The following is a 13911-nucleotide window of genomic DNA, read 5'->3' as shown; positions in this document are numbered from 1 at the left end:
ACGATAGGATATAAGCCAGTTGGCTGTCTCGTGAGGCAAGGATAATTAAGTGATCTGAGCAAAAGCAATGATTGTAAGAAAAAAGGAAAACTGGTTTAAGATGCTTTTTGTGTGGCATGGCTCCGTATTACCTGCCCTAGTCCCCAGGTTGTTATTATTGTTTGCCCTGTCTTTATCGGTCGCTTATTTTCGTGGCAATATCTTTTCCTTTAAAGTCCCATTGAATACCGCTCCGCTGACACTTTTTGGTTTTGTACTTGCTTTGTTCTTAGGTTTTCGTAACAATGTCAGTTATGAAAGGTATTGGGAGGGTCGCAAACTATGGGGGAGCTTGCTGAATGTATCCCGTTCATTGACCCGGCAGGCTTTAACTTTAGGCAGTCCAAAAGCCCATAAAGATACCGTTGCCGATTTTGTAAACCTATTGAGTGCTTTTTTACATGCCCTTAAACATCAGCTGCGACAGACAGACGCGCATGACGACTTGACGCCAAGGCTAAGCCCTCAACAGCTCCGGCTGGTCCAAAATGCGCGGTACAAGCCAGCCATAGTACTAAAACTAATGGCTGAGTGGGTAGAGCAGTCTAGAGAGGAAAATAGAATAGATAGTATACAACAGGCCCGTTTCGATGAAAATTTTGATAACCTGGCAAATATCGTCGGCGGATGCGAAAGAATAATTTCCACTCCGATTCCCTATAGTTATCGTGTGCTATTGCATCGCACAGTTTACATTTATTGTCTTCTGTTGCCTTTTGGTCTTGTGGATGCGCTAGGGTGGTTTATGCCATTGATTGTGGTTTTTATTGCGTATACTTTTGTCGCCCTGGAAGCCATAGCCGACGAAATTGAAGAACCCTTTGGTATAGAAGCAAATGATCTGGCACTTAATAGTATGTGTAGTGTGATTGATCATACTATTTATGAAATGATCGGTAAGCAAATCGATACAAACCACAAACCGATCCACAATATCATTGACTGATACCTCTTTTGAAGCAGGAACTTTCTTACACACTTCCATTTAAATCTTATCATGTGAAATAAGTGCCTCCCTGTGCAATTTGTGTACATGCGGGGGCCAGTTGTTGCTTTTGTATAATTATAGTTATAGATTATCGAAATTTAAATTATTTTGATTATATATTTTCCTGTCGGAACTTTGTAAGCAAATACTTTGAAGAAATGAAAATTCAAAAAAGTTTGTTATCACTTGCGCTCGGAGGACTGGGCATTGGTGTTACGGAATTTACGATGATGGGAATGTTGACAGATGTTGCCAACGATCTCGATGTTTCAATCCCGCAAGCAGGTTATTTAATTACAGCATATGCATTAGGTGTAGTTATCGGCGCTCCGTTACTTGTACTGGGTATGAACCGGTATTCGCCCACGAAGACGCTGATCGTGCTAATGGTGCTTTTCACTATTTTTAATGGTCTTTCGATCATCGCTCCTGATTATCACTTTCTGTTGTTATCGCGTTTTATATCGGGGCTTCCTCATGGGGCTTTCTTTGGTGTGGGATCCGTGGTGGCCAGCCGTCTTGCTGCAAAAGGTAAGGAAGCCCAGGCGGTATCCATTATGTTTTCTGGCCTTACTGTTGCGAATCTGCTTGGTGTACCACTGGGAACCTATATAGGGCATCATTCTTCATGGCGTTATACCTTTTTGTTGATTGCACTAATTGGCTTGCTGACCATTATCGCTTTAAAATTATGGCTTCCAAAAACAATAGGTAAACAGAAGAGAACAAATCCTTGGGAAGATCTCGCCATCTTTAGGGATAGCAATGTCTGGTTTATGATATTGATCTTTTCAGTGGCTCCTGCAGCTCTTTTCGCGTGGATCAGCTACATTGCTCCGCTGATGAGTGAAGTGTCCGGCATTGCGGAGCAACACTTGCCGTATATTATGGTTCTGGCTGGACTGGGTATGTTTGTTGGCAACCTGATTGGCGGAAAGCTTACGGATTCCTTTTCTGCTCCGGTAGTTGTTATTGTTGTACTGATAATTCAGATGCTCAGCATGCTTACGACTTATTATACTGCTTCGATTGCTTGGGCTTCGTTGGTCATGACTTTCTGGACTGGAATGACCACATTTGCGCTAGTGCCATCACTTACCGTTTTATTGCTTAATTCTGTAAAGAGTGATTCGGAAATGCTCGTGGCATCCTTGGGCCCAGCCTGTTTCAATATCGCCAATGCTCTGGGGGCCTTTCTGGGCGGAGTTCCAATTGAGCAGGGATATGGCTATGCCTCTCCACTACTAGTAGGAACTGCAATGACTGCCGGGGGCATTATTATTTCGTTATTTTACGTGAGAAGAACCAAAAGCGAGAATTATGCAGCTGCACTCTGTCAAGCAGATAAGCATTAGTCTGCTTGACGCAATAAGTGGAATATAGTAATTTCAGGTAATATACCCACGCGGCTTGGATAATCTAAGTACCAAACGCCGGCATATCATTTTTCTACGACTCCAGTGGGATCTTATTCTTTTGTCTAAAGGAGCCAGGAGTCTGCCCAGTCCATTTTTTAAAGAATTTCGAAAAATTCGAGGGGTCATACGTCAATACCAAAGCGATTTTGGCAATAGAGAGGTCCGAATCTGCCAGCAGTTGTTTTGCTTTATTGATAATCTTGAGGTCATAAAAATAACAGGGGTGATTACCTTTCTCTTTTTGCACCGTATCGGTGAGGTGTGTATGCGATATAGCCAGTTCTTTCGCGATCTCATTGAGTTCCATGAAATCCGACACACGGCCTTGTACAACATCGTCAATATGTTTATCCAAAAAAAGTAAGTATTTGCGGGTTATCTCTGCTGCTCTTGTTTCAGATTTACCTTCTGTATTTGACATGTTTATGCTATTTTTCCAACTATAAATATAAAAAAATATGTGGGGGGGTTATAATATAACGCTGTGATTGGTGTGTCGGATGCTGACTGTGGAGTAAATATACTAAAAAAAATAATCTTACACCACTATTGGTATGATATTCGTTCAATAGTTAGGTATCGATCGTTAGCGCTCATGAAAGGAAAATTTAGCACAGGCTTATTGCTGTATAAATTTCAGGACTCACAGATCAGGTTTTTCTTGGTGCATCCGGGAGGACCGTTCTTCGTCAGAAAAGATGACGGCTGGTGGACGGTGCCCAAAGGAGAGGTTGAAGAAGACGAGGATGAGCTCAGTGCAGCCAAGCGTGAATTTTTCGAAGAGACAGGGTATTTACCCGAGGGACAGTTTATTCTGCTGGATCCCATCCGACAGAAGGGTGGAAAAACGGTAAAGTGCTGGGCTGTTGAGGGCACCATTGACCCTGATGCGATATCCAGCAACCATTTCGAGATAGAGTGGCCGCCAAGATCGGGTACACGACACAGCTTCCCGGAAGTAGATCGAGCGGGCTGGTTCACCTTAGAAGAAGCAAAACAGAAGATCAATGTGATGCAAGTGTCATTTCTCGAACAATTAGTCTCTATTTTGGAGACGAAGGAAGGACGATGCTTTAGCGTTGATTAATCATTATCTTTGTAGGAACATCAAATAAACTAAATATGGAATTTTCACCCTTTAATGCTGTTGTTAAGCTTTGTCTACAGGGAATGGCCATGGAGGATATTGGAAATAATGAAGAAGCTGCCAGACTGTTTGAGCAGGGATGGACCGAATCAACGAACGACCATGAGAGATTTCTGGCAGGCTATTATCTATCCAGGCACCAAGACACCTTATCGGATACGCTAAAATGGCAAGAGACCGTGTTGCGCTACGCGATGAAAATAAATGATGATACAGTAAAGAGTGCGTTGCCTTTTCTTTATTTGAAGATATCTGAATCATATGGGCGATTGGGGCAAGCCAAAAAGTCGGCTGATTATGCAGCATTGTCAAAACAGCTCGCCGGCAATCCCTCTGACAAAGGACCTTTTTATCATGGTACCAGAGCGAATTTGAAGATCGGAGATTTGTTGACGCCTGGGGGGAATTCCAATTATAAGGCGGATGTCAAGATGAACCATATTTATTTTACTGCCCTTGTCAATGGAGCTGGTCTTGCTGCGGCATTGGCCAAAGGTGAGGGCCGGGAACACGTGTATTTAGTCGAACCAGTGGGCAGCTTCGAAAACGATCCAAATCTTACGGACCAGAAATTTCCGGGTAATCCAACACGATCCTACCGTTCGCGCTCGCCCTTAAAAATTATTGGAGAAGTAACCGACTGGGAGAGACCGAGTCCGGCAGAACTGGAGCAGTTTCGGCGAAAACTGGAAGATAACAAGGGGCAAATCATAAATTGATAATAACATAAAAGCGTTTGACCGCAGGGTGACTCCGTCGTACTGCTGTGCAAGTTGATCATATGGGACATATTAGAGAATATTATGAACGGATTATAAAATTGTCCGAGTCGGAATGGCATTTTATCGCTCGTCATTTTCGAAGAAGAATCTATAAGAGAAATGAGGTTATCACTGCTAGGGGGCAGATTGAAAATAACCTATTTTTTGTAGAAAGCGGTATTGTTAGATTTTGTATTCCCGACGAAGAAAAAGAAATCACTTTTCATTTCTGTTTTAACAAAGAATTTACCTGTGCTTACGATTCTTTTTTGACACAGACACCGTCGGAATATGAATTACAGGCTTTGGTTGAGACCATAGTTTGGTATATTTCCTATGAAGATCTTCAGCACATTTATGCCCATAGCGAGGTGGGGAATTATCTAGGACGTCATATTGCAGAAAAACTATTTCTCACTAAGAGTAAGAGAGAGGTCTCTTTATTGAAATATAGTGCAAAGGAGCGCTATATAAATTTATTTACCGAACAGCCTGAAATAATTAAGTTGATCCCATTAAAATATGTTGCATCCTATATTGGCATTACGCCACAGGGCTTGAGCCGTATCCGTCGGGAGATTTGTTAACATAGGTTCATTGTCTGAATGCCTGAGACTTGTGATCTTTGTTAAAAAGATGACAGATGAAGAGATCCATTTTAGCCTATGGGCATAGCGTACTGAAAAAGGACTGTGTGTCCATAAACAAAGATTATCCGCAGTTGCAGACATTGATAGCGGATTTATGGGAAACTATGGAAAACGCCAACGGCTGTGGATTAGCGGCCTCACAAATCGGCATTCCCATCCGATTGTTTGTTGTCGATAGCATTTCCTCTTATAGGAATCTAGACTATGAAGATAGGACAGTATATTTCGATGTAACCGATGAAGGCATAAGAGAAACGTTCATTAACGCAAAGATTATCAAAAGGTCCGATGAAATGTGGGAAGATGAAGAAGGTTGTTTAAGCATCCCCGGAATTTCCCGTAAGGTGAAACGCAGCTGGTCAATTACGATCGAATATTATAATGCTCACTTTGAGAAACAACGTCGTGAGTTCTCTGGGCTGACCGCGAGGTTGATTCAGCATGAATATGATCACACACTTGGCATCCTTTATCTTGACCATTTACAGCCATTGACGAAAAGGATGCTGGAGTCTAAACTGCAAAAAATCCGCAAGGGGCAGATAACCAATTGTTATGCGATGACATTTATCTAACACTTCATGAGCTCAAGCGGGAGGCTTTTGTTCAGCATTCCTAATTAGGACTAAAGGCCTTTTTGTTGCTGATTTAAAAATTTGATTACAATGCCCATTTGTCCAAGGTGATAGAGGTCGTGGTGGAGCAAGCCAGTTACCATGTATTTATAATCGTGCGGAAACGTTGTATCAGCATGCGGATAAGATGTGCAGAGATATGCATCGTCTTTAGATTCTAGAAATATGATTAGCTGCAGTTGGGTCGCATGGAAGTCGTTGAGTATGTTTTCCCAGCGTCGTTGTTGTAGTTCTTCGTTCGTTCGCCAATTTGCTCCATCGTTAATCTCAAGGCCTCGAGGATTGCCTTTGAGTCGGCTAAGTACTTCTTTACGCCATTCAATCAGATGCGAAGTGATTTCGGCAATACTATGCAGGTCAGAAATTGGCCGCACAAAAGCTGTCTCCCCGTTTACTTGGGAAAGTTTTTTTTCAAAGTTTTCATCAATCCATAGATTGGCGTTTTCGACATCCCTAAGCTGTTGGATGATATCTCGTATTATAACATTATCCATAATTTTTTCGCAATATTCAATTGAGATCTGGATGACTAGTCCTATTTTTACATAACGTATGAAAAGCTGGAATGGTTTTGATGGATTCTGACATACCGATTAAAACGTATGATGGACCGATGAAGATCCCGATTTTGAATACAGGTATCTGGGTACAATACAGCGGTAGAGCGTTCGGTGTGAATCTGACTACGATTTAAATAAAGTTTGTTGTAAATTAGTCCTTCAAATTTTATTTATGAATACGTTTCCCATACTATTGCTTTTCCTGACCGTCAGTGTTACCTATGCGCAGAATCTGACACCTTATGAACGCGGAAATGGCAATCAAACGACAACATTGGCAGAGATGCAGCATTTCTACCGAGCTTTGTCCAGTCAATACCTGTCTATACGATATGAGACCAGAGGTGAAGATGATAACGGCATGCCCATCGACGTTGTCATATTTGACCCATCAAGGAAGGCTCTGGAAGAATCAAGGGTAGCAAAATCCGTATTGCTGATAAACAACGGGATCCATCCCGGTGAGCCAGATGGTATTGATGCGACGATGATGCTTATGCGGGACCTGGCAACAGGCAAGATAACGATACCCAAGAACGTTGTCGTCGCTGCTATTGCGAGTTATAATATAAGTGGTATGCTCAATCGGGGCAGTTTCTCAAGAGCCAATCAGAACGGGCCAGAGGAGTACGGCTTTCGCGGTAACGCGCGCAATTATGATCTAAATCGTGATTTTATCAAAACTGATACGAAGAACTCAAGAAGCTTTCAGCAGATTTTCCATTGGTTGAAGCCCGATGTTTTTATTGACAACCATGTAAGCAATGGTGCAGACTATCAATATACATTTACCTATATATCGACAAATAAGGAGCGACTGGGAGACAAGTTGGGAAGCTATTTAAACAATGAAATGCAAAAAACACTGCTACGTCAGCTGCAAAAAAATGGTTTTTTATCGGTTCCTTACGTAAATATTCATAACGATATTCCCGATGCTGGTTTTCCAGTTTTTATGGATTCCCCGAGGTATGCCACGGGTTATACCAGTCTATTTAACGTTATCGGAACAGTGGTCGAAACACACATGCTAAAATCTTATGCTGACCGTGTCAAGGCAACTTATGACTATATGTATTATAATATTCGGTTTATGGAGCAGAATTATCAGGTTATACAGCGGAAAAAGGCCGAGAATTTGGTCCAATATCGTGTCGGAAGTGACTATCCGATTTCCTGGAAACTGGATACAGCAACATATGAAAACATCGACTTCAAAGGTTATGAAGCAAAATATAAACCAAGCGAAGTCTCATCAACCCAGAGGTTATGGTATGATCGGAATGCAAAATTTTCAAAAAAGATCAAACTGTATAATTCCTATGTGCCCGTTAAAAAGATCATTATCCCGAGATATTATGTAATTCCTCAATCTGAATGGAAAGTCGTTGATCTGCTAAAACTTAATCATATTAAAATGATTCCGATCCAGCAGGACACTGTACTGAACGTGGAGGAATATCGAATCAAGGATTTCAAGACTGTCACTTCTCCGTACGAGGGCCATTATTTGCACTACGACACCGATATAGTCCGCCAATCTGCCGCGCGCAAGTTTAGCGCCGGCGATCTTTTAATTCCACTAGATCAGGATGGTGTGAAATATCTTTTGGAGACATTGGAACCCGAGGCAACCGATTCCTACTTCAACTGGAATTTTTTTGATGCAATTCTAGGGCAGAAAGAATATTATTCAGCTTACGTTTTTGAAGATACGGCCGCTAAGCTGCTCAAGGAAAACAAGAACTTGAAAATAGCTTTCGAACGGGAAAAAGTAAACAATCCGGAATTTGCAACTGATGGGAGAGCTCAGTTAGACTGGATCTATAAGCACTCTGATTATTATGAAAAATCCCATCTGCTATATCCGATTTTTAGGATAAACTGATGTATGTATGCCAACCAACCGAACTTCTAATATGGGAGAACAATTGTAGAGGATCAAGTTCAACGGCTAGTAAGGAACGAATAAAACGATCACATGATCTTGCTTGGTTGATATTTGTCTGATCAGCTATTAGCAATATCGGGATATTTCCGAAATGATCTCTTGTCAATGCAAAAAAGAGGTCAGCATCCTTGTATACGATCCGGTAATCCAATAATAAGAGCTGGGGTGAGATATTGGGTGAGATGCTGACAGTATCAATCGAAGGCCCTTCAAGTACAACTCTTGCAGGGCTTTGCGGATGTTCGTTGAATAGAGTCCGATAAGCTAGCCGGATTTTTCTGATATTGCTTATTATGCCGATATTGATCTTTTCCATCATTGAAGAATAAATTGCTTTTGCCTTTTATTATCGAACTAGGAGTATATGGCTCGTTATCAGGACTCTGGATAGTTTTTAATTTGCCGCTTTCATCATAAAACTTTTGCTGGACTTTTCCATTTCCTTTGTGCTTACAATGTTTCGTAGCGAATGGCTGGAGAAGCGATTTTTATGCTTGGTATAGATGATTTCAATGCCTTCGGCCACACAGTAATCTCTTCCGGGAAAATCTATGGCTCTATATTCTTCACCAATAAAGCGTTTGTGAATAGGCAGTGATTGCAACATATCAGTAATATCATCATCGGATTCATACGGAATGATCTCATCAACAAATTGACATCCTTCTAATTTTATAAATCGCTCTACCATGGTCTGGGCAGGTACATATTCACCTGGTTCCTGCCGGTTTGGGTCTGTCTTGAGGCCGACGATAAGATAGTCGCATTGCCGTTTGGCTTCCTGCAAAGCGACGATATGACCTACATGTAACATATCAAAAACACCGAAAATAATTCCTATAATCATATCTGCTAGTTTAAAAAGTTATGCATTCGCACGTTTCAATGGATAATTGGTATTTTCATTAATATTGACAATCGCTCCCTGATTGGCTTGCTGTTTGGTCGCTATAATGCTACGTAAAGAAGAGCTGGAGAACCGGTTTTCGCGTCGATTAAAATAAAGCACTATACCTTTTTCCTCACAATATTTCCGTCCGGTGAAAGCTTTATCCATATATTCATCGCCTAAGATCCGTACATGGATCTTATAGGAACGCAGTACATCTTCCAGGTCCTGTTCGGTGGCATAGGGAATAATCATATCCACATGCTTGCAGGCTTTTAATTGCATATAACGTTCGAATACGGTTTGCGTCGGTTTATTTTTTTCGGGTCTGTCTAAAGTTGGATCAGTCTGAAGACCACAGATCAGAAAGTCGCATTGTTCTTTTGCATCTTCGAGCATCTTGATGTGACCAGCATGGAGCAAATCAAAAGCAGAAAAGGTAATTCCTATTTTTTTCATAATGTATTTATTTTTAACCTGCAATATATATTGAAGAAGTACAATAAGAACCTCGTTCAGCAGATTTCGTTTTAATTTTAAATTATTTTTTTCCTAAGATGTTCCGGAGATTGGATTGCATCAACAAATTTTTTTCAAAGATCTGGCGAACTAATTCGGCTGGGTACTGTTCTGCTATAAAAACGAAATCAGCCAAGCTATGCATACAAATAAAAATGTGTCCATTTGCCATCAGTCAGCGCCATATACTACCTACAGAATACAATTTCATAAAGACTTTAATTTCAGTGACTTCGAATTGGTAATCGATTATTTGCAGCAGCTTGGGATAGATACTATCTACGCTGCACCGATATTACGTTCGGTTCCTTCCAGCAGCCACGGCTATGATGGAATCGAAATGAACCAAATTGATCCGGAACTAGGGTCATTGGATGATTTTAAACGGATCAGAAAAAAACTCCATCAATATGGAATAAAATGGTTGCAGGATATCGTGCCGAATCACATGGCGTTCCATACTTCAAATCAACGGTTGATGGATGTTTTAGAATTTGGCGCGGCTTCGCGGTACAATAGGTATTTTGATACCTGTCTCAGTTCAAATATGTTTGAAGATGGAAAGCTCATGGTTCCAGTTCTTGTACAATCGCTGGACGATGTAATCCATCAGGGGCATCTCTCTTTAATCCGAAATCATGACAAATTTTACCTGAGTTATCAGGACAATTTCTATCCCCTTTGTCCCGAATCCTACTGTTACATCCTGGCGGATAACCTCCGGAAAATGCACGTCGACTACAACGGGTTTCTCGTGCAGATAAATACCCTCCAAGCCAACGGCAATACCGAAGAGTGGAATAGCATCCGTCAAGCCATGATTTCGGAAATTGGCGATGTGGAGCTTGAGCTTACCCTACAGAAGTTTAACAGCAGCAGTGAGCGTCTGCGCGAACTTGCCCATAGTCAGTATTATGAACTATGTCCCTGGTGGGAAACCAGCAAGCGGATAAATTACCGCCGTTTTTTCACGGTCAACGGCCTGATCTGTATACATATGCAGGATGCGGCTGTGTTTGACCATGCGCACCAGCTGTTAAACACACTTATTGAACAGGGGTTGATAGATGGACTACGCGTGGATCATATCGACGGTCTTTATAACCCTAGTCAATATCTACATAATTTACGTAAACTGGTCGGGCCTAATACATATATCGTGGCCGAAAAAATTCTCGAACGAGGAGAAAAATTGCCTCAAAACTGGCCTATCCAGGGGACCACCGGGTACGAATTCCTATCTGCCTGCAATAATGTCTTTACCAATCGGAAAAGTAAAAAAGTGTTCGATCGCTACTACCGAAAGTTGATGGGTGAAAAACAAACGATCAAAAAGCTGCAATTGAACAAGAAATTGCATATTGTTCGTGAGCACATGAGTGGTGACGTTGACAATTTGGTGCGGATGATGTCGGCATTGTTGCCGGCTGCCCAGGATAAACAAGATGCTATAAAGGCATTTGTGGAATTTTTTCTCGCGTATTTTCCAGTGTATAGGGTTTATGATGACCATTTTCCCCTATCGCAAGAGAGTTATGCCCTAATAACCAGATTATTTAAGAAGCTAACCTGTACTACAGAACTGGACCAACAGATTGTACAAGAAGTTTGGAGCCTATTTAAGGATGCGCAGGAGGGGCGGGAGATATCCACATTGCCTGCGTTACTTCAACTATTGATGCGTATGATGCAATTCACCGGCCCTGTTATGGCTAAAGGAGTGGAGGATACGCTCATGTATACCTACAACCGGTTTATTGCACATAACGAGGTAGGGGATCACCCGCATAATTTTGGCTTCAGCAAAAAGGAGTTTCATCGCGCAATGCGTCATCGGCAACAATATTGGCCCCTTTCGCTGAATGCAAGCTCGACGCACGATACGAAGCGTGGGGAAGACGCCCGTAGCCGGCTATTGGTGCTCACATCAATCGCAGATAAATGGGTGAAACAAGTACAGATCTGGCAGGACATTGTGTGGAACGAATATCGTAGCGATCTCCCGCACCCTAATGACGAGTACTTTATTTATCAGGCCTTAGTGAGTTCTTATCCTTCAGGGAAACATCGAAAGGTTGTAGACGAGGGCTTTGAACAGCGCTTTTTGGATTATTTGGTTAAATATCTGCGCGAAGGTAAAGAACGCTCTAACTGGGAGGAACCCAATTTCAGTTATGAAAACACTGTTCAGGACTTCGCGCGCTTTCTGCTTGATGCGGAACGCCCGTTCTTCACGAGCTTTTATCAGTTTATCGAAGAGATTGCAGACCATGGTATGCTCAACAGTCTTGTCCAGCAAGTATTAAAGTTTACCTGTCCCGGTGTTCCGGATATTTACCAAGGTTCCGAACTTTGGGATTATAGTTTTGTCGACCCCGATAATCGGCGGCCGGTCGATTATCCGTTGCGGAAGCAGCTAATATCTGATATCGCTGCAATACAAGAAGAAGATCTGGTTGCTACACTGTGGCGTGAACGGCATGATGGGAAGATCAAGCTTTGGCTGATCCGCGAACTGATCCGGCTACGTAAGACAAATCCAGCGCTAATTGGCAGCGGCAGTTATATTAAACTTAAGGTATCCGGCCGTTACCGGAAGCATATTTTAGCTTTTGCACGTCGATCTGATGACAACTGGCTGGTCGTAGTAGTACCTCTACATCTAGGGGCACTTGCAAAGGCTGTCAAGTTTGTTACCGGAAGTTTTGACTGGGCGGATACGCGGGTTTGCCTCCCAACTAAGCATAAAGTGAACTGGCAGCAAGTCGTTTCTGAAAACAGTGGTGAAGGCAACGAAATCCTGATGAACGACATTTTTAATCAGCTACCGTTGGCAATTTTGACCTTTAAAGATAAGCCGCAAAACAGGAGCGCCGGAATATTGCTGCACATCAGTTCGCTTCCGTCTCCCTTTGGCATAGGAGATATGGGCAAACAGGCCCGTCGTTTTGTGGACAAGCTACAGGCAAGCGGGCAGACCTGGTGGCAGGTGCTTCCACTTGGTCCCACTGATCCCGCGCAAAATCATTCTCCTTACAGCACTTTTAGCACCAGATCTGGCAATCCATTATTTATAGACCTGAAGCCCTTGATAAAATTAGGACTGCTCGACAAAGCTGATCTCACGGAGGTTAAAGTTAACCCTTCACTACCGGTTGACTTTGACAGCGTCCATGCGTGGAAACTCGCACTGCTGTCAAGGGCTTATGAGCGCGCTTCGAGAGAAGCTACACCAGCTTTCCATGATTTTTGTCTGCAGGAATCTGTTTGGCTCAACGATTACGCGCTATTCATGGTTTTGAAAGAAAAACATGGATATAAACCTTGGTATACCTGGCCAGAAAAGTATCGGAAACGTGATCAATCAGCACTTGATCAATTTGAGAAAGCCCATGATTATTATATTTCAAGAGAGAAATGGATGCAGTTCATCTTCTTTAGCCAATGGGAAAGCTTACATCAGTATTGTAAAGACCGGGGGGTACGACTACTGGGCGACATACCATTTTATGCTAGCTATGATTCTGCTGATGTATGGGCCAACCCGTTATATTTTTCAATCGCTGATGATAGCAAGGCGACGATGGTCGCAGGGGTTCCACCCGATTATTTTAACGAGCTTGGGCAGTTGTGGGGCATGCCTGTCTATAATTGGCAGACGCTTAAAAAAGATGGTTATAGCTGGTGGATCGATCGTCTGGTCCATAGCTGCAAACTTTATGATCGCGTGCGTTTGGACCACTTTAGGGCTTTTTCAGCCTTTTGGGAAGTTCCCGTTACCGCCCTTTCGGCTAAAGAGGGGCATTGGTCTCGGGGCCCTGGCGCTATTTTTTTTAATAAGGTCAAACAGGAGATGGGCAGTATGCCCTTCGTAGCTGAAGACCTTGGGGATGTAGATGCACAGGTCTTTCAGTTACGCGACCAATTTGGTTTTTCCGGGATGAAAGTACTTCAGTTTGCTTTTGGCGAAGATTTCGCCTGTTCACCTCATATTCCACATCATTATCAACAGAATTTTGTTGCCTATTCGGGTACCCATGACAACAATACGACTTTGTCCTGGTATAATCAGGATCTGGATCAAACCGCTAAGGGTCGGATCAGCAAGTATATGGGACGATCGATCGATAGCAGATCGATAAACCAATCTTTTCTGCATATGTTGTACGCCTCCGTAGCTGATACGGTTATTGTCCCTATGCAGGATCTGTTAGATCTGGATGGATCCTGCCGGATGAATAGACCTGCGAGCACAACAGGCAATTGGATTTGGCGAATGCAGAAGGATGCTTTTAATATAGCTATCCAAAAACAATTACTTCAACTCACCATACTATTCAATCGATAAAATACC

The 13911-nt window shown here is 42.4% G+C and carries 13 protein-coding genes; 8 read left to right on the top strand and 5 right to left on the bottom strand.

Annotated features, from left to right (window positions below; all coding sequences use genetic code 11):
* Positions 1-67 precede the first annotated feature (67 nt).
* Together K7A41_RS08465 and K7A41_RS08460 are read left to right on the top strand one after the other, a co-directional pair.
* On the top strand, positions 68-985 hold the full coding sequence (locus tag K7A41_RS08465) for a bestrophin family protein (RefSeq protein ID WP_028068847.1): 918 nt from the start codon (positions 68-70) through the stop codon (positions 983-985).
* 200 nt (positions 986-1185) lie between these two features.
* Positions 1186-2382: an MFS transporter gene (locus tag K7A41_RS08460; RefSeq protein ID WP_265713382.1), complete on the top strand. Its 1197-nt coding sequence runs from the start codon at positions 1186-1188 to the stop codon at positions 2380-2382.
* 94 nt (positions 2383-2476) lie between these two features.
* Here the strand turns inward: K7A41_RS08460 and K7A41_RS08455 are convergent, their stop codons facing one another.
* Positions 2477-2866, bottom strand: a complete 390-nt coding sequence (locus K7A41_RS08455; RefSeq protein ID WP_028068845.1) for a helix-turn-helix domain-containing protein — start codon at positions 2864-2866, stop codon at positions 2477-2479.
* A 174-nt stretch (positions 2867-3040) separates the two neighbouring features.
* Here K7A41_RS08455 and K7A41_RS08450 point away from each other — a divergent pair, with 174 nt between their 5' ends.
* The 4 genes from K7A41_RS08450 (at position 3041) to K7A41_RS08435 (ending at position 5578) form a co-directional block, all read left to right on the top strand.
* Positions 3041-3532, top strand: a complete 492-nt coding sequence (locus tag K7A41_RS08450) for an NUDIX domain-containing protein (protein WP_265713381.1) — start codon at positions 3041-3043, stop codon at positions 3530-3532.
* A 365-nt stretch (positions 3533-3897) separates the two neighbouring features.
* The gene (arr, locus tag K7A41_RS23745) at positions 3898-4311 is read left to right on the top strand and encodes an NAD(+)--rifampin ADP-ribosyltransferase (protein WP_398456136.1); all 414 of its coding nucleotides are present in this window, start codon (positions 3898-3900) and stop codon (positions 4309-4311) included.
* A 62-nt stretch (positions 4312-4373) separates the two neighbouring features.
* On the top strand, positions 4374-4940 hold the full coding sequence (locus tag K7A41_RS08440; protein WP_028068842.1) for a Crp/Fnr family transcriptional regulator: 567 nt from the start codon (positions 4374-4376) through the stop codon (positions 4938-4940).
* 56 nt (positions 4941-4996) lie between these two features.
* Complete coding sequence (locus K7A41_RS08435; RefSeq protein ID WP_265713379.1) at positions 4997-5578, top strand: peptide deformylase; 582 nt, start codon at positions 4997-4999, stop codon at positions 5576-5578.
* Positions 5579-5628: 50 nt separating this feature from the next.
* Here the strand turns inward: K7A41_RS08435 and K7A41_RS08430 are convergent, their stop codons facing one another.
* Positions 5629-6132, bottom strand: coding sequence for a DinB family protein (locus K7A41_RS08430; RefSeq protein ID WP_265713378.1), 504 nt, complete (start codon positions 6130-6132; stop codon positions 5629-5631).
* A gap of 238 nt (positions 6133-6370) precedes the next feature.
* On the opposite strand from K7A41_RS08430, the gene K7A41_RS08425 reads away from it, so the two are divergent.
* Positions 6371-8086 carry a hypothetical protein gene (locus tag K7A41_RS08425; RefSeq protein WP_265713377.1) on the top strand — a complete coding sequence of 572 codons (1716 nt, stop codon included), beginning with the start codon at positions 6371-6373 and terminating at the stop codon, positions 8084-8086.
* Here K7A41_RS08425 and K7A41_RS08420 read toward each other — a convergent pair.
* From K7A41_RS08420 to K7A41_RS08410, 3 genes are all read right to left on the bottom strand, one after another.
* Entirely contained in the window at positions 8073-8468 is a 396-nt protein-coding gene (locus tag K7A41_RS08420; protein ID WP_265713376.1) for a hypothetical protein, read from the bottom strand. The two genes, K7A41_RS08425 and K7A41_RS08420, sit on opposite strands and share 14 nt — an antisense overlap.
* Positions 8469-8543: 75 nt before the next feature.
* Positions 8544-8996 (bottom strand): adenylyltransferase/cytidyltransferase family protein, encoded by a 453-nt coding sequence (locus K7A41_RS08415; RefSeq protein WP_265713375.1) that lies wholly within the window; start codon positions 8994-8996, stop codon positions 8544-8546.
* A gap of 18 nt (positions 8997-9014) precedes the next feature.
* Positions 9015-9497, bottom strand: a complete 483-nt coding sequence (locus K7A41_RS08410) for an adenylyltransferase/cytidyltransferase family protein (protein ID WP_051606577.1) — start codon at positions 9495-9497, stop codon at positions 9015-9017.
* A 199-nt stretch (positions 9498-9696) separates the two neighbouring features.
* Between K7A41_RS08410 and treY the strand changes: the two genes are divergently transcribed.
* On the top strand, positions 9697-13905 hold the full coding sequence (gene treY / locus K7A41_RS08405; protein WP_265713374.1) for a malto-oligosyltrehalose synthase: 4209 nt from the start codon (positions 9697-9699) through the stop codon (positions 13903-13905).
* Positions 13906-13911 lie beyond the last annotated feature (6 nt).

Origin of the sequence: Sphingobacterium sp. InxBP1 (assembly GCF_026191775.1) — a bacterium.
In the GTDB taxonomy this organism is placed as follows: Bacteria; Bacteroidota; Bacteroidia; order Sphingobacteriales; family Sphingobacteriaceae; genus Sphingobacterium; species Sphingobacterium thalpophilum.
This window is presented reverse-complemented; position numbering and strand designations above follow the sequence as displayed.